At 69.7% G+C, this 18,676-nt stretch carries 18 protein-coding genes and 1 pseudogene; 6 read left to right on the top strand and 13 right to left on the bottom strand.

The window, feature by feature from the left end:
• Window positions 1-33 precede the first annotated feature (33 nt).
• From BHS09_RS01250 to BHS09_RS01240, 3 genes are all read right to left on the bottom strand, one after another.
• Window positions 34-645, bottom strand: a complete 612-nt coding sequence (locus tag BHS09_RS01250) for a DUF2378 family protein (protein ID WP_174258596.1) — start codon at window positions 643-645, stop codon at window positions 34-36.
• A gap of 213 nt (window positions 646-858) precedes the next feature.
• Complete coding sequence (locus BHS09_RS01245; protein ID WP_140786709.1) at window positions 859-2,019, bottom strand: pyridoxal-phosphate-dependent aminotransferase family protein; 1,161 nt, start codon at window positions 2,017-2,019, stop codon at window positions 859-861.
• A 176-nt stretch (window positions 2,020-2,195) separates the two neighbouring features.
• Window positions 2,196-3,491, bottom strand: a complete 1,296-nt coding sequence (locus BHS09_RS01240) for a M20/M25/M40 family metallo-hydrolase (RefSeq protein ID WP_140796960.1) — start codon at window positions 3,489-3,491, stop codon at window positions 2,196-2,198.
• 186 nt (window positions 3,492-3,677) lie between these two features.
• Between BHS09_RS01240 and BHS09_RS38480 the strand changes: the two genes are divergently transcribed.
• Both BHS09_RS38480 and BHS09_RS01235 read left to right on the top strand, forming a co-directional pair.
• Window positions 3,678-3,830, top strand: coding sequence for a hypothetical protein (locus BHS09_RS38480; RefSeq protein ID WP_161605112.1), 153 nt, complete (start codon window positions 3,678-3,680; stop codon window positions 3,828-3,830).
• Between the two features lie 2 nt (window positions 3,831-3,832).
• Window positions 3,833-4,780: an ATP-grasp domain-containing protein gene (locus tag BHS09_RS01235; protein WP_140796959.1), complete on the top strand. Its 948-nt coding sequence runs from the start codon at window positions 3,833-3,835 to the stop codon at window positions 4,778-4,780.
• Window position 4,781: 1 nt separating this feature from the next.
• On the opposite strand, the gene BHS09_RS01230 is transcribed toward BHS09_RS01235, so the two are convergent.
• From BHS09_RS01230 to BHS09_RS01210, 5 genes are all read right to left on the bottom strand, one after another.
• Window positions 4,782-6,158, bottom strand: a complete 1,377-nt coding sequence (locus BHS09_RS01230; protein WP_140796958.1) for a hypothetical protein — start codon at window positions 6,156-6,158, stop codon at window positions 4,782-4,784.
• Window positions 6,159-6,272: 114 nt separating this feature from the next.
• The gene (locus BHS09_RS01225; RefSeq protein ID WP_140796957.1) at window positions 6,273-7,481 is read right to left on the bottom strand and encodes an MlaD family protein; all 1,209 of its coding nucleotides are present in this window, start codon (window positions 7,479-7,481) and stop codon (window positions 6,273-6,275) included.
• Window positions 7,478-8,296: an ABC transporter ATP-binding protein gene (locus tag BHS09_RS01220; protein ID WP_140786703.1), complete on the bottom strand. Its 819-nt coding sequence runs from the start codon at window positions 8,294-8,296 to the stop codon at window positions 7,478-7,480. The genes BHS09_RS01225 and BHS09_RS01220 overlap by 4 nt, the downstream gene beginning before the upstream one ends.
• A gap of 6 nt (window positions 8,297-8,302) precedes the next feature.
• Complete coding sequence (locus BHS09_RS01215; protein WP_140796956.1) at window positions 8,303-9,112, bottom strand: MlaE family ABC transporter permease; 810 nt, start codon at window positions 9,110-9,112, stop codon at window positions 8,303-8,305.
• Window positions 9,109-9,612, bottom strand: a complete 504-nt coding sequence (locus tag BHS09_RS01210) for a hypothetical protein (RefSeq protein WP_174259164.1) — start codon at window positions 9,610-9,612, stop codon at window positions 9,109-9,111. Before BHS09_RS01210 ends, BHS09_RS01215 begins: the two co-directional genes overlap by 4 nt.
• 316 nt (window positions 9,613-9,928) lie before the next feature.
• Between BHS09_RS01210 and BHS09_RS01205 the strand changes: the two genes are divergently transcribed.
• Window positions 9,929-10,318, top strand: a complete 390-nt coding sequence (locus BHS09_RS01205; protein WP_140786700.1) for a hypothetical protein — start codon at window positions 9,929-9,931, stop codon at window positions 10,316-10,318.
• Between the two features lie 2 nt (window positions 10,319-10,320).
• Here the strand turns inward: BHS09_RS01205 and recF are convergent, their stop codons facing one another.
• Both recF and BHS09_RS01195 read right to left on the bottom strand, forming a co-directional pair.
• Window positions 10,321-11,463 (bottom strand): DNA replication/repair protein RecF, encoded by a 1,143-nt coding sequence (gene recF, locus BHS09_RS01200; protein ID WP_140796955.1) that lies wholly within the window; start codon window positions 11,461-11,463, stop codon window positions 10,321-10,323.
• A 40-nt stretch (window positions 11,464-11,503) separates the two neighbouring features.
• The gene (locus tag BHS09_RS01195; protein ID WP_140800580.1) at window positions 11,504-13,573 is read right to left on the bottom strand and encodes a sensor histidine kinase; all 2,070 of its coding nucleotides are present in this window, start codon (window positions 13,571-13,573) and stop codon (window positions 11,504-11,506) included.
• 42 nt (window positions 13,574-13,615) lie between these two features.
• Between BHS09_RS01195 and BHS09_RS01190 the strand changes: the two genes are divergently transcribed.
• Window positions 13,616-14,725, top strand: a complete 1,110-nt coding sequence (locus tag BHS09_RS01190) for a DNA alkylation repair protein (RefSeq protein WP_140796954.1) — start codon at window positions 13,616-13,618, stop codon at window positions 14,723-14,725.
• Here the strand turns inward: BHS09_RS01190 and sitI6 are convergent.
• From sitI6 to BHS09_RS01175, 3 genes and pseudogenes are all read right to left on the bottom strand, one after another.
• Complete coding sequence (gene sitI6 / locus BHS09_RS01185) at window positions 14,715-15,437, bottom strand: SitI6 family double-CXXCG motif immunity protein (RefSeq protein ID WP_140796953.1); 723 nt, start codon at window positions 15,435-15,437, stop codon at window positions 14,715-14,717. The genes BHS09_RS01190 and sitI6 overlap by 11 nt on opposite strands.
• 6 nt (window positions 15,438-15,443) lie before the next feature.
• Window positions 15,444-16,116: pseudogene (gene sitA6 / locus BHS09_RS01180) on the bottom strand (SitA6 family polymorphic toxin lipoprotein).
• Between the two features lie 145 nt (window positions 16,117-16,261).
• Window positions 16,262-16,591: a hypothetical protein gene (locus BHS09_RS01175; protein ID WP_140796952.1), complete on the bottom strand. Its 330-nt coding sequence runs from the start codon at window positions 16,589-16,591 to the stop codon at window positions 16,262-16,264.
• 65 nt (window positions 16,592-16,656) lie between these two features.
• On the opposite strand from BHS09_RS01175, the gene BHS09_RS01170 reads away from it, so the two are divergent.
• Both BHS09_RS01170 and BHS09_RS01165 read left to right on the top strand, forming a co-directional pair.
• On the top strand, window positions 16,657-17,307 hold the full coding sequence (locus BHS09_RS01170; RefSeq protein ID WP_237080124.1) for a DUF1990 family protein: 651 nt from the start codon (window positions 16,657-16,659) through the stop codon (window positions 17,305-17,307).
• On the top strand, window positions 17,304-18,578 hold the full coding sequence (locus BHS09_RS01165) for a DUF1990 family protein (protein ID WP_140796951.1): 1,275 nt from the start codon (window positions 17,304-17,306) through the stop codon (window positions 18,576-18,578). The genes BHS09_RS01170 and BHS09_RS01165 overlap by 4 nt, the downstream gene beginning before the upstream one ends.
• Window positions 18,579-18,676 lie beyond the last annotated feature (98 nt).

Raw genomic sequence — 18,676 nt, 5'->3', positions numbered from 1 at the left:
CCCCGCCAGCACGCCGGGGGCTCGCCGCCACGCCTACTTCCAGGACAGCTCGTATTCGCTGTCGAGCAGCCCCACCTGGCGACCGTGGACCCGGACCTCACGCGCGCCCACCGCCTCCAGCACGCCGTGCAGCACGCCCTCGTGGTAGGCGGCGGGCATGAAGTCACGCCGCATGATGAAGCGGGCGCTCGTCTCCCCGGTCCACAGGGGGTAGCGCTCGCCGTAGGTCACCGCGGCGAGGTAGGCCTCTCCCAGCGACTGCAACAGCAGCCGCGGCTTGCCGCTGGCCGTTCGCATCAACTCCCGTCCGAAGACGGACGCCACGAAGTCCACTGTGGCCTGCGTTCCCATGCGCCGCAGCACGCCCTCGAAGCCGTCCAACTGCGGGGCCAACAGCCGCGCCGCCGTGGATGACATCCGGAGGAACCGGGTGATGGGGTACATGTGGAGGAGGTTGATTTCCCAGATGCCGGCCACACCCTTGCAGCGGGCCACGGCGCCTTCGCCTCCCAGGAAACCCACGACGTCCAGCGTGCCCTGGAAGAACATCCCACGCGCCATGTCGTCGTCGGTGGCCGCCAGACGCCGCAACTCCAGCTCCCAGGCCGCGCCACCACCCGCGCTCGATTCGTAACCCGCGTACATGGTCATCTCCCCGAGGGACCCTTCCAGGGCGCCCGGGGAACACACCGCCACCTCACTTCGCGGATGCTTCCGGGCTCACATGATTCCCCCCACTTCCGGGAAGCCAACAGTCGCATATTTTTCCGGTACTGTCGAATCAAACCCGGTTCGCCCCGCGGGCCGAGAGGAGCATCCGCCAGCCAACGAATAGGGGCGGATGCCCCCAGGCCAGGCTCAGCCCGCGATGAGGGACGTCTGGGCGGCGGCCACGGCGGCGCCGGGCTCCGAGCGATGACCGGCGGCGATGAGCGCGCGCTCCAGGGCGCCCACCGTGGAGAGGACGTCCGCGGGCCCCACGCGGTTCATGTGGCCCACGCGGAAGTAGCGCGTCTTGAGGTCCGGGTGGAGGCCGCCGGCGACGACGACGCCCTGCCCCTTCACCCCGCCCACCAGCGCCGCGTCCACGCCGTCCGGGTAGTACACGGCGCTCAGTGTGTTGGCGGCCACGGCGTCGGAGGTGGGCAACAGGCGCAGGCCCATGGCCTTCCACGCCGCGCGGAAGGCCCGCGCCATCCGCTGGTGCCGGGCGAAGCGGGCGTCCATGCCCTCGGCCAGAATCTGTCCCAGGCTCACGTCCAGCGCGGCCACCAGGTTCACTGGCGGGGTGGCGAAGTAGGCCGGCTTGCCCGCTTCGTACGCCTCCATGATGGGCAACCACTCCGCGAAGTCCGCGTAGACGCTGGCCACCGGCGTCTTGCGCTTGCGCCAGGCCTCCATGGCCCGCGGGCCCACGGTGAGCAGCGCCAGGCCGGGAGGAACCCCCACCGCCTTCTGGCTGGCCGTGAGGTACACGTCCGCCTCCCACGCATCCTGGCGGAAGGTCTCCGCCGCGGTGGCGCACACACCATCCACCACCGACAGCACGCCGTGCTTGCGCGCGGCCCGCACCAGCGCCTCCGCGGGTGCGAGCACGCCCGTGGACGTGTCCACATGGGTGACGGACAGCACCTTGAAGCCACCCTTCGACAGGTGCGTCTCCACCTCGTCCAGGGAGGGCACGTCTCCCGGCGGGGCACGCACGTGCGTCACCTGGGCGCCGTGGCGCTCCAGAATCTTCGCCATCCGGTCGCTGAAATAGCCGGTGTTCACCACCAGGGCCGCGTCCCCGGGCTCCACCAGGTTGGCCACCGCCAGCTCCATGGCCAGCGTGCCGGAGCCGGACACCACGAAGGGCTGCGCGGAGGGCGCCAGACTCACCTCCCGAAGCCGCTTCAGGGCCCGGCCGAAGACGGCGATGAAAGCGGGGTCCGTGTGGCTGAGGGTGGGAGCGCCCAGCGCCTGGAGCACCTCGGGCTCGAACTCCACCGGCCCTGGAATCATCAGCAAGTCTCTCACGGCGTCACCACTCCTCTCGCGCAGCCGCCGCGAGCGGAGGTGCCCGCGGCCCGGACCGACTGTGGCGGTCCCCGGCCGCGCTGTCCACGCACATGTGCTCCGGGCGAGTGTCCGGTGCGCGCTGTTCGGAAATGTCGGGACATTTCCGAACAGCACGCCACCGGACGCGCCCCGCCTCAGAGGCGGACGAGCAGCTCGCGGAGAATCGCGAAGCCCTGCCGGAAGTCCTCCAGCCGGGCTTGCTCATTGGGGGCGTGGTAGTACTGCATGTCCCCGAAGCCCGTAATCTGCACGTCGCAGCCCTGTCGTTGCAGGTCCCTCACGAGCGGCAGCGAGCCGGTGAGCGAGAAGGGCGTGGCCGACACACCGCGCACCACCTGCATGGCCTCCTTCAGGGCGCGCAGGCCCTCTGAGTCCAGCCGGCAGGCGATGCCCTCGGTCCCCTCCCCCTGGAAGCGGAACGCCAGCTCACCACGCTTGCCGCCCGCCGTGCGCGTGCGCGGGAAGTGCGCGGGGGCGTCGTCGCGCGCCAGCCGGGCGTCGAGCTCCGCCATGAAGTCCGTCACCGACTTCTGCACCTCCGCCAGGTCGTAGAAGGGCGTGAGGCGGATGTCGCCGCGCAAGACGACGTCGGCGGGCACCTTCGTCTCCTTGGTGTTGGGCGCCTCCACCACGGTGGCCTTGAGACTGGAGGACGACAGGAAGCCCCAGCGCTTCTCGTCCTCCGTGGGCGGGAAGCGCTCGTGGAAGAAGCGCGCCAGCTCCAACGACGCGGCCATGCCCAGCTCCAGCGCGTTGACGCAGTTCTGCGGCATGCCGGAGTGGCCGCCCACGCCCGTCACCTTCAGCTCCCACAGCGACACGCCCGCCGTGCCCAGCGTGGGGCCGAAGTTGGCGCTGTCCAGCCAGTACACCGGCTGGCCGTCCAGCGGCTTGAGCATCCCCTGCTCGGCCACGTAGTTGAGGCCCAGGCCCGGCAGCTCCGAGGACTCCTCGTTGGAGATGAGCACCACCTTCAGCGTGCGGCTGGGGCGCACCTTGCGCTCGGCCAGCTGAGCCAGCAGGTCGGTGAGCACGGCGACGTGCCCCAGACAGTCGGTGACGCCGCGCCCGTAGAGCACGCCGCCGGGGCCCTCCCACAGCTCGAAGGGGCTGCGCTCCCAGCCCTCCGCCTTCTGGTCCGCGGGGACCACGTCGAAGTGCGCGCCGACGAAGCCGATGGCGCCGTCCCCCTCGCCCGGAACAGTAAGCACCAGGCAGGGACGCGACGCCTGGCCCGGGCCCGCCACGGACTCCGCCTGGATGAAGCCGCTCTCGATGTGCGGCGCCAGGGTGTCCAGCACCACCTGCGCGGCCAGCCGCTCCTCGGGCACCAGCCCCGCGCCAGGGTTGTTCTGCAGCTTCGGAGTCAGGGCGATGAGCCGCCGGAGCACATCGAGGAAGCGGTCCTCACGCAGGGCAAGAGCTTTCATGAAGCGGATTGGAGCCCAGGCGCGCGGTGGAAGTCACCGGAAACGAACAGGCGCCTCGGCCGGGGCAGGCGCTGGCGTGGGTGCAGCGTGGAGCGGTGGACGAAGTGGCCCGCCCAGCCTGGGTGACGCGGCGCTCCATGGCCGGCACTGGTGCGGCGCCGGGCCCATCCGCATCTTGGAGACACCATGCCAAAGACTTCTCCGCCGAAACCGCCGCGCGAGCTGTTCATCCGGGACTGGGCGCCCGCGTCCCCCGAACCACAGCCCGAGAAGGAAGCGCAGGTGACCACGATGCAGGTAGGTGAGGAGACCGGCGACGGCGGTGACCTCCAACGCTGAGGATGCCCGTGACACGGACAGGCACGGTGGTGCTGCTGGGTGCGCGAGACGACGCCCATGTTCAGGAGGTGGCGCGCCGGCTTCGCGCCGAGGATGTGGACACGGTGGTGGTGGACACACGGGCCTTCCCCGAGGAGACGCGGCTGTCGCTCACGGAGTCGCTGGACGGCATCGTCGCGGACGGACGTGAGGTGGGGCGGCCGGCCGCCGTGTACCTGCGCGGCTTGCATGCGCACCCGCTGGCCTTCGGGGTGGATGCCCAGGAGGCCCTGGACGCGGACTGGCGCACCACGCTCACCGCGTTCCGCGAGAAGAGCGCGCTGCTCCTGGGACTGCTGGGCCGCTGGGAGCGACTGGGCGTGCCGCTCTACAACCCGCCCTCTTCGGACTGGAGCATGCACAAGCCCGCGCAGCTCGCCGCGCTCCAGGCCGCGGGACTTCCCGTGCCCCGGACGCTGTGGACGAATGACGCGGAGGCAGTGCGCCGCTTCGCGAGGGAAGGACGCGGGGTCTACAAGCCCGTCGTAGGCGGCGCGGCGACGCGGGAGTTGAGTGAAGCAGACCTCACGGACGAACGCCTCGCGGCGCTATCCGCCGCGCCCGTCACCTTCCAGGAGCTGCTGCCGGGCGAGAACCTGCGCGTGTACGTGCTGGACGGCGCCGTCATCGCGAGCCTGCGCGTCATCTCGCCGTCGCTCGACTTCCGGCAGCACGAGGAGCGCATCGAGCAGGTGACGCTGCCGCCCGAGGTGGCTCACGGCTGCGTGAAGGCGTGCGAGGTGCTGGGCCTGCGATGGACGGGGATGGACTTGAAGCGTGACGCGGACGGAGCGCCGCGCATCCTGGAGCTGAACGGCTCGGCGATGTTCCTGGGCTTCGATGCGCGCGGCGGCACGGACGTGGCGGGTCACCTGACGCACGCGCTGGCGCGGCACGCACGCGGCGGATAGCTCAGCGCCGGCCGAGGAACTGCGGGTCGGACCAATCCCAGAGCCGCTCCGGGTGTTCATCCACGTCGAGCGGGAGGCTGTTCCACCGGTACACCGCGCGCGAGCTGGCGCCGTGGACATGGAGGACCAGGCTCAGCACGGCCAGCACCGCGAAGGTGGCCGTCAGGCCGCGCCGGGCCTCGGGGCCTTTCCACTGGAGCGCGCGCACCACGGGGACGAGGAAGAAGACGAGGTAGGGCACCATGTCCGAGAAGAAGCGCGGGCCATACGAGTGCCCTGCCCACCAGTGCGGAAAGGTGGAGATGGCGGCCCAGTGCAGCGCGACCACCGCGACCAGCACGGCATGCAGCCGGGTGAAGGTCCGGGCGCGCAGGTCCATCCACAGGCCCCAGGCACTCATGAGGAGCACAGGGGTGAACACGAGCAGCCCGCGCGCGGGGGACACGAGGTTACCGGCCAGGGCCTCGGCCACGCGAGAGGCGGACAGCTCCAGCCGCTGCGGTTCGTAATAGGGCGCCAGCACGGAGCCGTAGTGGATGAGGTTCACCGTCACCCACGGAATGGCCACTGCGAGCGCGCCCGCGAAGAACTTCCAGGCCTGACGCGGATAGGTCCACAGCACGTAGAGCGACAGCACCAGCACGGAGAGGCTGTTGGTGGGCCGCATGACGTAGGCGAGCGCCAGGGGGATGCCCGCCCAGGCCACGTGACGCGGAGCTTCGCGCGCGCGGACGAGGCAGAGGAGCACCAGGGTGAGGCACAGCAGCGAAGGGCCGTGCTGCCACAGGGCGCGGCTGGCGGTGGAGAGCAATGGCGTGCAGAAGACGAAGACGGCGGCGAGCAGCAGCGCGCGCTTGCGGGACAGGTGCAGCGCGGTGCCCAGCACGAACATGACGACGCCAGCGAGCGCGGTCAGCGCGGAGGCGAAGAGGCGCTGCGGGCCGTTCCACGCATCCAGGTCCACGCCGCCGGTGGCGTCGTAGATGTGGCGCCAGTGCGCCAGGGGCTTGGCCAGGGCCGGGTGCAGATTGCCCACGGGCGTGGCGAGGCGCACGAAGCCATCCACCAGCACCACCATGGGCACGGCGGCCAGGGATGGCCCCACGGGGAAGTAGTTGTAGAGGTGACCGTCGCGCTCGTAGAGGCCGTGGCGGTACGACTCGAAGGTGGGGGCGTATTCGTCCAGGTCGAGGTTCCCTTCACGCAGCAGTGACAGCGTGGTGGGGAGCGTCAGCTTGGAGTCGAAGGGCGTGTAGACGGGGAACGCCGCCAGTGCCGCGAAGAAGCCCACGAAGAGCAGCACCCGTCCCGCCCAGATGCGAGACGTGGAGCGCGCGGGCGCGGAAGCCACAGGAGTGGAGACGGCGGATGAGCTCATCGCGACGGGGCCTCCTCGCGCGCTCCGGCAGCGGCGCGTTGGAGGGTCGCCGTCTTAGTGCCTCGGAAGCACGAAAGCCAGGAGCAGCCATAATGCCTGGCAATGCCACCCAGGCTAGGGCTGGGCCGCAGGCTCCCCATGCGCCGAGGGAGCCGTCTCCGCCGGAGCCGCGGCGGGCGCTTCGGAACGCGGCTCCACGCCCTCCACCTTGCCCACCTGGTCCAAGTCCTGCCGGTTGCTCAAGGAGAAGCGCACCAGCGCGCGGAGGATGCGATTGCGCTTCACGTTGCCAATCACCTCCCGCAGGTCCTCGTACACCGTCGGGTCGCTGATGAGCCCGCCCACGGTGCCGTCTCCCTTCGCCACGGTCGCCGTAATCTTCTTCAGGTCCGCCGCCGCGCTGCCCAGGTCCGCGAACATGCCACTGGCGTCGCCGTACACCAGCTGGTGCACCGCTCCGTTGGGACTCTTCTTCGCATCCTCGATGAGCCCCGCCAGCTGCCCGGCCGCCGCCCCCAGCTCCGTCAGCGCCTTCGCGCCATCCTGGCCGTAGACGAGCGCATGCGCCGTGCCGTCACCCGTGCGCACCTCGCGCAGAATCCCTTCCAGTTCACCCACCGCGCCATCCACCCGCGCCGCCGCGTTGGACGCGTTGGCCAGCAGGCCCCGCACCTCGCGCCCGGCCTGCTTGTCGTAGATGAGCGCGTGCAGCACGCCCTCGCCCTTCTCCACCTCTTCCAGCAGCGCCCGCAGCGCCGCCATGCCGCGCGTCACGTCACTGGCCATCTCCGGGTTGGCGTACGTCTCCACCGCCGCCCGCAGCGACTTGCTGATGGCCACCGAGTTCTCCATCACCTGCGACGCCCCGTTGAGCAGCGCGGACAAGTCACCGCTCGTGGACGACTTGAGCACCCCGCCCGCCTCCACCGGCGGTGACGTGGGGCTGCCCAGGGAGATGTCCACCGCCTTGTCACCCAGCACACCCATGCTGGACAACTGCGCCACCGAGTCCTCCCGCACGCGGTCCGTGTAGCGCGACGACACCTGGAACTGGACCTCCAGCCGCGGGTCCTTTGGGTCGGGCGAGAAGACGATGCCCGTCACCCGCCCCACGTTGAGGCCTCCGAGCCAGACGGGAGACTCATCACTGAGGCCCTGCACGTTGGTGAAGTACGCGCGATACGTCGTCTTGCGCTCGAACAGGCGCGACTGCTGCCCGATGACCATGACGACCACGCTGGCGACCGCCAGACCCATGGCGACGAAGAGCCCGGCGCGAAAGGCCTGACGACGCTCCGTCCCCGCGGGAGAGAACAGGCTCATGGCGTCCCTCCGGGATAGAGCTCCACGCGGCGCGCGTCCAGGAAGGCCCGCACCTCCGGCACGGTGGAGCGCAGCATCTCCCGCGGCGTGCCCACCTGCACGATTCTCCGATTGGCCAACATGGCGATGCGGTCTCCCACGGTGAACGCGCTCACCATGTCGTGGGTCACGACGATGGAGGTACACCCAAGCCGCGTCTTCATCGAGTTGATCAACACGTTGATGGACTGCGTGGTGACAGGGTCCAGGCCCGTGGTGGGCTCGTCCCAGAGGATGACCTCCGGCTCCGTGGCGATGGCCCGCGCCAGCCCCACCCGCTTGCGCATGCCGCCCGACAAGTCGGAGGGCATCAGCCGCTCGGTGTTGGGCAGGTCCACCAGCGCCAGCTTCTCCGCCACGCGGGCACGGACCTCGTCCGCCGGCATGTCCGGGAAGTGCTCGCGCAACGGGTACGCCACGTTCTCCCCGACGTTCAGCGAGTCGAAGAGCGCCGCGCCCTGGAACACCATGGCCACGTGCCGGCGCACCGGCATGAAGGCCTCCTCCGTGAAGCGCGCCAGGTCGTGCCCCTGGAAGAGGATGCGTCCGGTGTCCGGCGTCAGCAGCCCAATGAGGCACTTGAGCAGCACGCTCTTTCCCGTGCCCGAGCCGCCCATCACCACCAGCGTCTCCCCCGCGCGCACGTCCAGGTCCATGTCGTCATAGACGCGCTTGGCGCCGAACGCCTTGGTCAGGTGCTCGAAATAGATGAGCTGCTCCCCTGGCCGGGGGCGCTGGAACGCGAACTCAGAAGTCGTCTGGGACGAGGAGCGCATGGCGCGTCACAGGCTCAGCGTGAGCTGGGTGATGAAGAAGTCGGCCAGGCACACGGAGACGGACGTGGTCGCCACCGTCTGCGTGGTGGCGCGGCCCACGCCCTCCGTGCCGCCCTCCACGGTGAGCCCGCGGAAGCAGCCCACCAGGCCGATGATGAGCCCGAACACCGCGCCCTTGAACACGCCGGAGGCGAAGTCCGGCATCAGCACCGCGTCCAGCGCGCCCTGGAAGAAGAGGTTGAGCGTAATCGCGTACTGGAAGTTCACCACCAGCGCGCCCGCCACCAGGCCCACGACGTCCGCGAACACGGTGAGCACCGGCATCACAATCAGGCACGCCAGCACGCGAGGCACCACCAGCTTGCGCAGCGGGTCCGCGCCCAGCGCGCGGATGGCGTCCACCTGCTCCGTCACCGTCATGGCGCCCAGCTCCGCGGCGATGCCGCTGCCGATGCGCGCGCCCACGGTGAGCGCGGTGAGCACCGGCGCCAGCTCGCGGAACAGCGTGAGGATGACCACGCGGCCCACGGTGTACTGCACGCCGAAGCGCGACAGGAAGTAGCCGAACTGCAGCGAGATGACGAGCCCCGCGAACATCGCAGTAAGCAGGGCGATGGGCAGCGAGCGCACACCCAGCGACTCCGTGTGGTACACGAGCCCGCGCCAGTCATGCGGCGGACGCACCGCGCGGCTGAACACCTGCCCCGTCATCCGCGACAGGGCGCCCAGTGACTCCAGGCGCTCCTTCGCGCGGTCCATGAGGCCTGGAGGCCCGGAAGCCGCCGCCGCGTCCACCTCGGGCTGCCGCGTCGTCATTCCTTGCGCTCCGATTCGAAGCCGGCCAGCAGCGCGTCGAAGTCCGCCATGCGCGCTTCCGCGAGCCCCGGCGGCGCCACGTAGGTGAAGTCGAACACGCAGTTGTCCTTCTTCAGCACCACCAACTCCAGTTGAACGGGCACGCCGTCCATCTTCGCCAGGTGGCGGCTGCGCAGGGCCTCGCGCCCATCCATGGGGATGCGCTGTTCAGCGATTTCCTGTCGGTCCGTGAAGCCCGCCAGCAGGTGCCTGGTGAGCACCTGGAGCGACGGGTCATCATGCCCCTTGCACGTGGCGTTGACGGAGAGCGCGCGACCGGTGCCCTCCTCGGCGAAGGCGAGGTCGTTGTCCTCCAGCCGCACCTGCTCCCAGTACGCGGGGAGCTTGCCAATGCGGTAGCGCACGGCGGGCTTGGTGAGGACGGAATCCTCGAACGTCGTCCGGTGACAGCCCGTCAGGGGCATGACCACCAGCAGGCACAGCAACGTCATCCGCGGCATGGCACCGTTCTTCGTGGCTCTCTTCCGGCCCTGCGACCAAGTCATGCGTCACAAGTCGCGCACCTGCAAGGAATTCCATGTCGTGCGGTGGGGGCCAAACGTCCACTGTCACACCTCTGAATCCATCCTGGCACGTCACATTCCCGCCACCCGAGATGCGCCGGTTGTCCGTCACGGCACCAACCAGTCTGCGCGAGCGTCCATCCGCGGGCAGTCCCCGGCCACGCCGCGCGGCCCCAGCTTTGTCCCGACGCACGCAAGCCGCCCGGCTCGGACAGCAGTGCCCCACGCTCGACACACGGACAAGGAGGACCCCATGGACGGCGGACTCGCGATATTCGGCCTCGGCCTCTTCCTGCTGGGAATCGCCAACCTGTACACACGGCACAGCTACTGGCTGGCTGTCTCCGTGCTGCTCCTGTCGGTGGTGTCCATGGGGCTGGCCTTCAGCGAGTCCAAGCGGCTGCGCGAGGTGTCGCTGGGCATGGGCGTCGCGCTGCTGCTGCTCACCGTCATCGCACTCGCCGTGGGCACGTCGTGGTGGCTGCCACTGGCCACCTTCCTCTTCGCCGTGGCGTACGGCGTGCTCTGGGCGGAGTACCGCTTCCCCTTCTTCAAGAACGTGGCGCCGGGCGACGTGCCGCACCACGCGGAGCGGCGCTTCCACGTCCACTGGCCCTGGCACCGTCGGCGCGTGACGCCGTGACTTCAGCTGGCGGGAGGCGGCTCGGCGTCCGCGCGCACCGCCACCTGCCCGCCGTGCACGTCGAGCCAGAGCGTGTCGTCCGCCGCCGCGCCCCGCACCAGCGAGCCGTCCGTGGTGGTGAGCACCACCTGCGCGCCGCTCTGGGCCAGGTAGCCCATGAGATAGGCGTTGCGCTCGGGGTCCAGCTCGCTCGACACGTCGTCCAGCAGCAGCAGCGGCAGGAAGCCCATCGCGGCCTCCAGGTTCTCGATTTCGGCGATCTTCCAGCCGAGCACCAGCGCCCGCTGCTGTCCCTGGCTCGCGTAGGCCCGCGCGCTGCGGCCTCCCAGCGTCACCGAGACGTCGTCCGAGTGCGGCCCCACCGAGGTGAAGCCCCGCTCCATGTCCCGCCGCAGGCGCGCGGAGAGGCTCTCCCGCAGCATGGCCGCCAGCGCCGTTTCGTCCGCGTCGGCGAAGTCGCCCTCCAGATGCGCGGGGCGGTAGTTGTACACGGCCGGGTCCACCGTGCGGCCAATGGAGGCGAAGGTCGCCTGCGCCCTGGGCGCCAGCTCCGCCATCAGCGCACGCCGCCGCGAATAGATGCGCGCGCCAGCCTTCGCCAGCGTCTCGTCGTAGGCCTCCAGGTACGCCGCGTCCACGGCGTGCCCTTCACGCAGCAGGCGGTTGCGGTTCTTCAAGGCCCGCGCGTACTCGCGGCTCTCGCGCAGGAAGGCGGGGAAGCGGTTGAACACCGCCCGGTCCAGGAAGCCGCGCCGTGAGTCCGGACCGCCCTTCACCACCTCCAGGTCATCCGGCGTGAAGGCCACCACGGACACGCCGCCGAAGTAGTCCTCCAGGCTGGAGGCCTTCTTCCCATCCACGAAGGCCTGCCGCGTGCCGCCGCCCACCTCCACGGCGATTTCACGCTCGGCGCCCTTGAGGAGGAAGCGCCCCGTCACCCGCGCGCCCTGCGAGCCCCAGCGCACCAGCTCCGACAGGCGCCCCGCGCGCAGCGGCTTGAGCGTGGCCAGGAAGTAGAGGGCCTCCAGCAGGTTCGTCTTGCCCTGCCCGTTCTGCCCCACCGCGATGGTGGCGTGGGCACTGGGCGTGAGCTGGACCTGGGGGAGGTTCCGGAAGTCGTGGACGTGAAGCGCGAGGAGGCGCACGGCCCCCTCCGTATAACCTCTCCGCCCTCCGGCGGGGGACCTATCTCGTGGGCTGGAGCGGCAGCTCCACCACGAAGGTGGCGCCCTCGCCGGGCCGGCTGTCCACCTGGATGGTGCCGCCCAGGGCCTCCACCAGCGTGCGCGTCACGTACAGCCCCAGGCCCATGCCGCCGTAGTTCCGCTCGGACACGGCGCGCTCGAACTTCTGGAAGATGCGCGCGTGGGCCTCCGGGTCGATGCCGATGCCCCGGTCCTTCACGCACAGCCGGGCGCCCATGCCCCCCGGCGCCACGTCGATGTGCACGGGCGCGCCCGCGCCGTACTTGAGCGCGTTGGCCAGCAGGTTGGAGACCACCTGCTCCAGCCGCAGCCGGTCCCACGCCCCCTCGAGCCCTTCCGCCCACGTGACGCGCAGCTCGCAGCCGGCGCGCGCGGCCTCCAGCTCGAAACGCGCGGCCACCTCGCGCACGAGCGAGGGCAGGTCCACCGGCTCGAACTGGAGCTTCAACCGGCCGGTGCTGATGCGCGACACGTCGAGCAGACCGTCCACCAGCTCGGCCAGGCGCGTCACCTGCCGGCGCATGGCCTCCACCTCGCGCCCGTGACGCTGGGCCAGCGCGGACTCCGGGTCCGCGTGGATGGCGCGCACGAAGGACTGGAGCCGCAGCCCCAGTGACGTCAGCGGCGTCTTGAGCTCGTGGCTGGCCACGGACAGGAACTCGTCACGGGCACGCACGGCCTCCTGGAGGTGCTGCTCCACCGTCTTCAGACGGGTGATGTCCAGGAAGGGAATCACCACCACGGACGGATGGCCGTGCATGGCGGGCAGCGTCTCCGACGAGATGCTGAGGGCGTACTGGCCCGCGGGCGTGTGCCAGTGGACCTCCAGCCCGTCCAGCCGCTCGCCCCGGGCCGCGCGATTGGAGGGGAGGTCATCCACGCTCAGCCGGCGGCCCTCCAGGTCCGTGACGTGGAAGTGCTCGCCATACGCGGTGGCGGGCACGTCCTTGGGGATGTGCAGGCCGTAGAGCCGGTCCGCCGCGGCGTTGGAGAAGTTGAGGTCGCCACTGGCCGGGTCCGCCATCACCACCGGCATGGGCATCAGGTCGAGCACGGCCTCCAGCCACTTCTGCTGGCTCTCCACGGCCTGGCGCGCGAGCACCTGCTCGGTGACGTCGAAGGCCAACGTCACCAGGCCGTCCACGAGGCCGCGCTCGTCGCGCAGGGGCTCGAAGATGATGTTCCAGAACCTGGTCTCGACGCGGCCGGCACCCTCGTAGTCGATGGTGACGGGGTACTCCCGCGCGATGGCGCGCTCGCCCGTCTCCAGCACGCCCCGGTGGAGGCTCAGCAGCTCCGGGGACAAATCCGGAATGGCCTCCTCCTGGGTGCGCCCGTTCAGCTCGCGTCCGCCCATGAGCTTCTGGAGCAGCGGGTTGGCGAACTCGTAGCGCAGCTCGTAGCCGCGCAGCACGCTGATGGCCACCGGCGCCTGGGTGAAGACCTGAAGCAGGTTGCGCCGCTCCACCTGCGCCGCCTCACGGGCCGCCAGCTCCGCCGTCATGTCCTTGTAGGCCACGGCGAGGTGCGTGACGCCGCCGCTGGCGGAGACCAGGGGGAAGCCGGTGCAGGAGATGGCGATGCGCCGCGCCTCGGTGGGCGCGCGGACGTGCTCCAACTCCTTCACGTCGTACCAGAACACCGGCGTCTGGACGCGCTCGCCCGACACGGCCCGCTGAAGCAACTTCGCGTAGCCCAGCTGCGCGAGCAGTTCGTCCTTGAAGAGGCTGTACTCGGGCGGCGGCGCCGCGCCAAACATCGCCAGGAAGGCGGGGTTGGTGAGCAGACAGTGTCCGTCCGAGGTGAAGACGGCGTAGGGCACCGGCGAATGAGTGAACAACCCTTCAAGCAGCGCGAGCGAATCCGGCACCTCGGCGAGCTGTTCGCGCAAGGAGCGGGGCTCCGTCACCACGGGCCTGCTGCGCGTGTCCTGACTCCAATGCTGGCCCGTTCGCGTCGCCACGGGCCCAGGGCCTAGCAGAGCCACCCCGGGCTGCCCAGTCCACCGTTGCCCAGCCGCCTGCCCACCGCGGCCCCCTGGCACGCACATGGTGCTGGTGCACCGGTGAGCCCATGCCAGGATGCGCGCACCATGGCGGACCACCTCAAGACTTTCTTCGACGCGCGGCTTGTCGAACGCCTCGCCGCATCACTCCACGCCGCGGCGCCTGCCTTCCCTCGTGCCGCCTTCATCCGGGAGGCGGCGAAGGGGCTGGATGGCCATGAGTTGATGGACCGGGTGCGTCATATCGCTGGCGCGCTGCACCGTGCGCTGCCCCGAGACTACCCGGAGGCGGTGGAGGTGTTGCTGCGCTCGCTCGGCCCCCGGACGGAGGCCACGGAGGGAGGGGCCATGGCGACCTTCTTCTATCTGCCGCACACGATTTTCGTGGCGGAGCACGGCCTGGAGCACTTCGAGCCGTCCATGCGCGCCCAGCACGCGCTCACCCAGCGCTTCACCGCGGAGTTCTCCATCCGGCCCTACCTGGAGCGGCACACCGCGAAGACGCTGGCCCGCCTGCGCGAGTGGACAGAGGACCCGAGCGAACATGTCCGGCGGCTCGTGTCAGAGGGCACGCGCACGCGCCTGCCGTGGGCCTCACGGCTGCGCGAGTTCCAGAAGGACCCCACACCGGTGCTCGCGCTGCTGGAGCGGCTGAAGGACGACCCGGCGCTGTACGTGCGCCGCTCGGTGGCCAACAACCTGAACGACATCGGCAAGGACCACCCCGCCCTGCTGGTGCAGGTGGCGACGGCGTGGATGAAGAACGCCACGCCGGAGCGGGAGTGGCTGGTGCGCCATGCGCTGCGCTCGTCCATCAAGCGCGGAGAGCCCGCGGCGCTGGCGGTGGTGGGCGCGCGGCCGCCGTCGGGCATCGAGGCCCGCGTGACGAAGCTGCCCCGCCGCGCGGCCCTGGGCGACACGGTGGAGGTCCACTTCGAGGTGACCAACCGCTCGAAGCAGCAGCAGACGCTGGTGGTGGACCTCGCGGTGCATTTCCAGAAGGCGAACGGCGAGGCGCGGCCCAAGGTGTTCAAGGTGCGCGAGCTGCTGCTTGGCCCGGGGCAGGCGGAGACGGTGAGCAAGCGCGTCTCCTTCGCGCAGCTCACCACACGCAAACACTACGCCGGGCCGCACTGCTTCGAGGCGTTGGTGAACGGACAAGGATTGCCGCTGGGTGTCGTCGAGGTCAGCGGGTAGGAAGTTCCCGGCAGGCGATTCCCTCCAGCCCGAGGCGCCTCACCGCATCCACGAACCGGTCGGTCCCGATGATCATCGTCGCGAAGTTCGCGAGCCGGAACACGTCCACATCCGCCGGGAGCGAAGCCGCAGCGAGGATGGGGTCATTGGGTCGAGCAAAGGCGTGCCGCCCACAGGTTGGGCACGGCGGCGATGCGTCGGATGGGATGCAATCCGGATGCAGCAGACCGCGTGGCTCCAGTTGGAGGTCCAGCAACTCCGGTGACTCCTTCTTGCGGAATCGCAGTTCCGTTTGTCCGCCCAGCAGACCGCGTACACCTTCGGCTTGAAGGCGCTCCATCGCATCGCGGCGTACGAGCAATAGCGAAGTCCCCTGCCATGTGAATGGACCGAATTCGCCGAACGCAGCGCCAACCAATGGCCCGAAGGCCGCGCCAGGCGGCAGTTCCGCATCCGGAGGAGCCAAGGGGCGTACCAGTTCCCGAAGACGGGAGAACTCCGTGAACTGCTCCGGCCGGGCCTTCTCGAACGCGACACGCTCCGGCAGATGCGACAGGTCCACGAGGGGATAGTGGTTCCCCCAGGAACTCCAGGTCGTGCCACAGGCGGAGCACTTCACGCCGGGCAGACTCCACTTGTGCGCGGCGTTGAAGCTTCCACTGAAGGCGGCCGTTGCCGCTTCGTCTTCACGCAGCCAGAAGAATCGGGTCATGGGTCCCTACGCGCCAGGGCGGGAATAATAGGGCTGAATCGGACCACCGATGAGTTCGAAGCGATGGATCAACTCCCCCGCGTGCTTGAAAATCTCCTCCGCGCTCGCGTTCCGGTTCCGGTCCCGGAACTCACGCCATGCTTTGTTCCACGCGCCACCATTGCCAATGGGGCCCATGAATCCGCCGGTGCACGTCACGAGGAATGGGCATGGTGTAGCTGTGGATTTTCACGCCCTGCCCTTCGAACCATCGAGCCAGGTCTTCTGCCTGCGGGAAGATGTGGTGCTTTTCCCAGCGACCGGGCGTTAAACGGTGCGACGGAGGAATGACCCGCGAGGAACCGCCATTCCAGTTGGGGAAGACCATGACAGCCCCGCGTGGAAGCTGCTGCCCACCTCCCCAATTTCTCCGAGGTCCGCTGCCCGGCGCTGCCGCGGCCACAGGCGGACGCGCGGGAGGAAAACGCGCCAACTCCACTTCACCGAGCAGGTCCTCGCAGCGGTAGAAGCCACATGCGTCCCCCTCGCAAAGGAGGCTGACGCAACGGTCCTCATGCGAAGCGGAACACGCCTCCGTCGCAGTGTGCGCTCCTCGCTGAATGGGAGTCTTTGCGGTGGTGGAGCAACCCAACCAAGACGCAACAAGCAGTGAAAGACCCAAGCCAGGATGGGTGCGCATAGCAAGCGGACCCTATCCTGTTTGGAACGACACGTTACGCCACGAGGCCCTCGGCTTCTCGCCTTCCGTGCCCCTTCCACCTCATACAAGGAACGGGACGCGTTGTTCTTCACCACGACGCGATGGGCCGCATGGGCGCCCAGTCTCACCGCGGCCCGAAAATCTTCACCAGCTTGTTGTAGACGCCCATCACCAGCAAGGGCGACACCCACTGGCCAATGAAGCGGCTGGGGCGCGAGCGGCCCGTCACCTCCAAGACGAAGGAAACGCCCATCGCAGCGAGGCTCGCCACCAGGAACACGTGCGAGGGCACCTTCGCCGTCTGCTGTTCAATCAAACGCGTCAGTGACGCCTCGGCGTGCTCCGCCCGCACCACCGGGGGCACGTCCATGTACTCATGCTCCGACGCCTGGCTCGCCGGGTTGATGTCCATCTCCATGCTCCCTCCCAGGGCGGGCAGGCGGGCCCGCCGCATGCTGCGCTCTTCCGCCGGGCCGCGCCATGCAGCCCCGCGGAGAGGTCCCCATCATGGTGTGACCGATGGAGGCAAAGGGCGAGATGGCGAGCGAGTCCATGCATACAGACGCCAACCAGTCAGGCGAGCTCCAGCTCCCTGAAGAGGGAGCAGGCCCCCTGCTCCAGCGTGATTACTGGGCGGTCATCCGGAACTGCCGGGTCTCACCCCAGGAGCTCATGCGCTGGGTGTCCGTGCGCTTCGCCGAGTTCGCGCCCGCCGAACTCTGCGTCTTCGAGCGCGGACAGAAGAGACGCGAAGGCCAGCCGCTGGAACTGGACGAATCGCTGACGGTGAAGATTCAGGGCGCGGGCACCTTCGCCGTGCGCGTCATCCACCAGGACGCCCAGAGCTTCACGCTCGGCACGCTCCACGGGCACCCCGAGGCGGGCCGCATCACCTTCGGCGCTTACCGGAACGCGCGCGACGATGTCATCTTCCACATCCGCAGCCGGGCGCGCTCCGGCTCGACGTTCCACTACCTCGGCTTCGTCACCGCCGGAGACGCCATGCAGACCAACACCTGGACCGAGTTCGTCCTGCGCGCCGCGCTGACGGCCGGTGACGGGGTGCATGGCGTCATCCACGCGGACACCACCGAGCTGGAGGACGAACCGCCCGGCGGCGACACCGCCCACGGGCCCACCTTCCTGGCGCGGGGAGACGGAAGACAATGATTGAGTGGCGCTGGTTCTCCGGCTGGACGGAAGAAGAAATGGTGCCCCGGCTGACGCGCGCTCGCACGCTGGCGCGCAACTTCCCGGAGGTTTCCGGGGAGATGACGCTGCAGGGCGGGTGGAGCCAGGTCCGCTCAGAGAGCGTGCTCGGCCGCGAGTCGCCAGGGCGTCCCGTCCCGGGCGGACTCTTCGAGCGCGCCCAGCAGGTGCTGGAGACCTTCGACTTCTCCGACCCGCGCATCGTCGCCTGGCACTTCTCCGCCGAGGAGCCGATGCAGGGCCGCACGGTGCTGCTGGAGCTGCGCGCGCTGGGGCAGCAGCTGCGCTACCTGTGCGGCGTGCGGGTGGGAGGCACGCGCGAGGAGCACGACGCGGGGTGCAGCGTCTTCGGCTTCAGCTTCGAGACGCTCCATGGACACATCGAGGCCGGGCGCGAGTGGTTCCTGCTCAAGAAGGACCACGAGAGCGGCGAGGTGCGCTTCCACATCGAGGCGGCCTGGCGTCCCGGCCAGTTCCCCAATTGGTGGAGCCGGCTGGGCTTCGCGATGGTGGCTCCGCGCTATCAGCGCGCGTGGCACCGGCTGACGCACGTGCGGGTGCGCGAGCTGGCGTTGAAGCACCCGGAGCTCGTCGGCCAGCTCGCGAGCCACGGCCAGTTGGCGCACTCCGGCCATGCGCTGGGAACGGCCCCGGTGCAGTTCTTCGCGCAGCGGGCGCCAGGACGGCGAGAAACGCAGATGGAGGAGGAGATAGAGGCCATGAATCGAGCACACGGGTTGAGGGCCCTGGGATTGGGCGTGCTGGCGGGAATGCGGAGCATGAGCGCGCCGGCGCTGGCGAGCCGCTGGCTGACGAAGACACAGCCCGACAGCGAGGACCGGCTCGCCAGAATCCTGGCGCATCCATGGACGCCGCGCGTGCTGGGCCTGCTCGCCGTGGGTGAGCTTGTCGCGGACAAGCTGCCGATGGCGCCCCCGCGTGTCACCGCCGTGCCGTTGACGGGCCGGATGTTGTCGGGCGCCCTGGCCGCGGCCTCGGTGACGACGGAGCGCCAACGCGGCGGGCGGCTCGCGGCGGCGGCCCTGGGCGCCCTGGCGGCGCTGGCATCGAGCTGGGCCTTCTATTCGCTGCGGCGCAGCGCCACGAAGAAGCTGGGCGTTCCGGACGTGGCCGTGGCCCTGACAGAGGACGCGCTCCTCGCGGGCCTGGCCTCGCGGCTGCTGCCCGTCAGCGAGCATCAGGCCGGACAAGCCACGCTGTCGCCCGCGTGACCGTCTCGGACCCACACGCGGTGGCGAGCGTCTCCGCTACGCCGCCGCGCGGCCACGGACACCCACGAAAGCAGGCCCAACACGGCCAATGCCGGCCT

This window comes from Myxococcus xanthus (assembly GCF_006402735.1).
Lineage (GTDB): Bacteria > Myxococcota > Myxococcia > Myxococcales > Myxococcaceae > Myxococcus > Myxococcus xanthus_A.
This window is presented reverse-complemented; position numbering and strand designations above follow the sequence as displayed.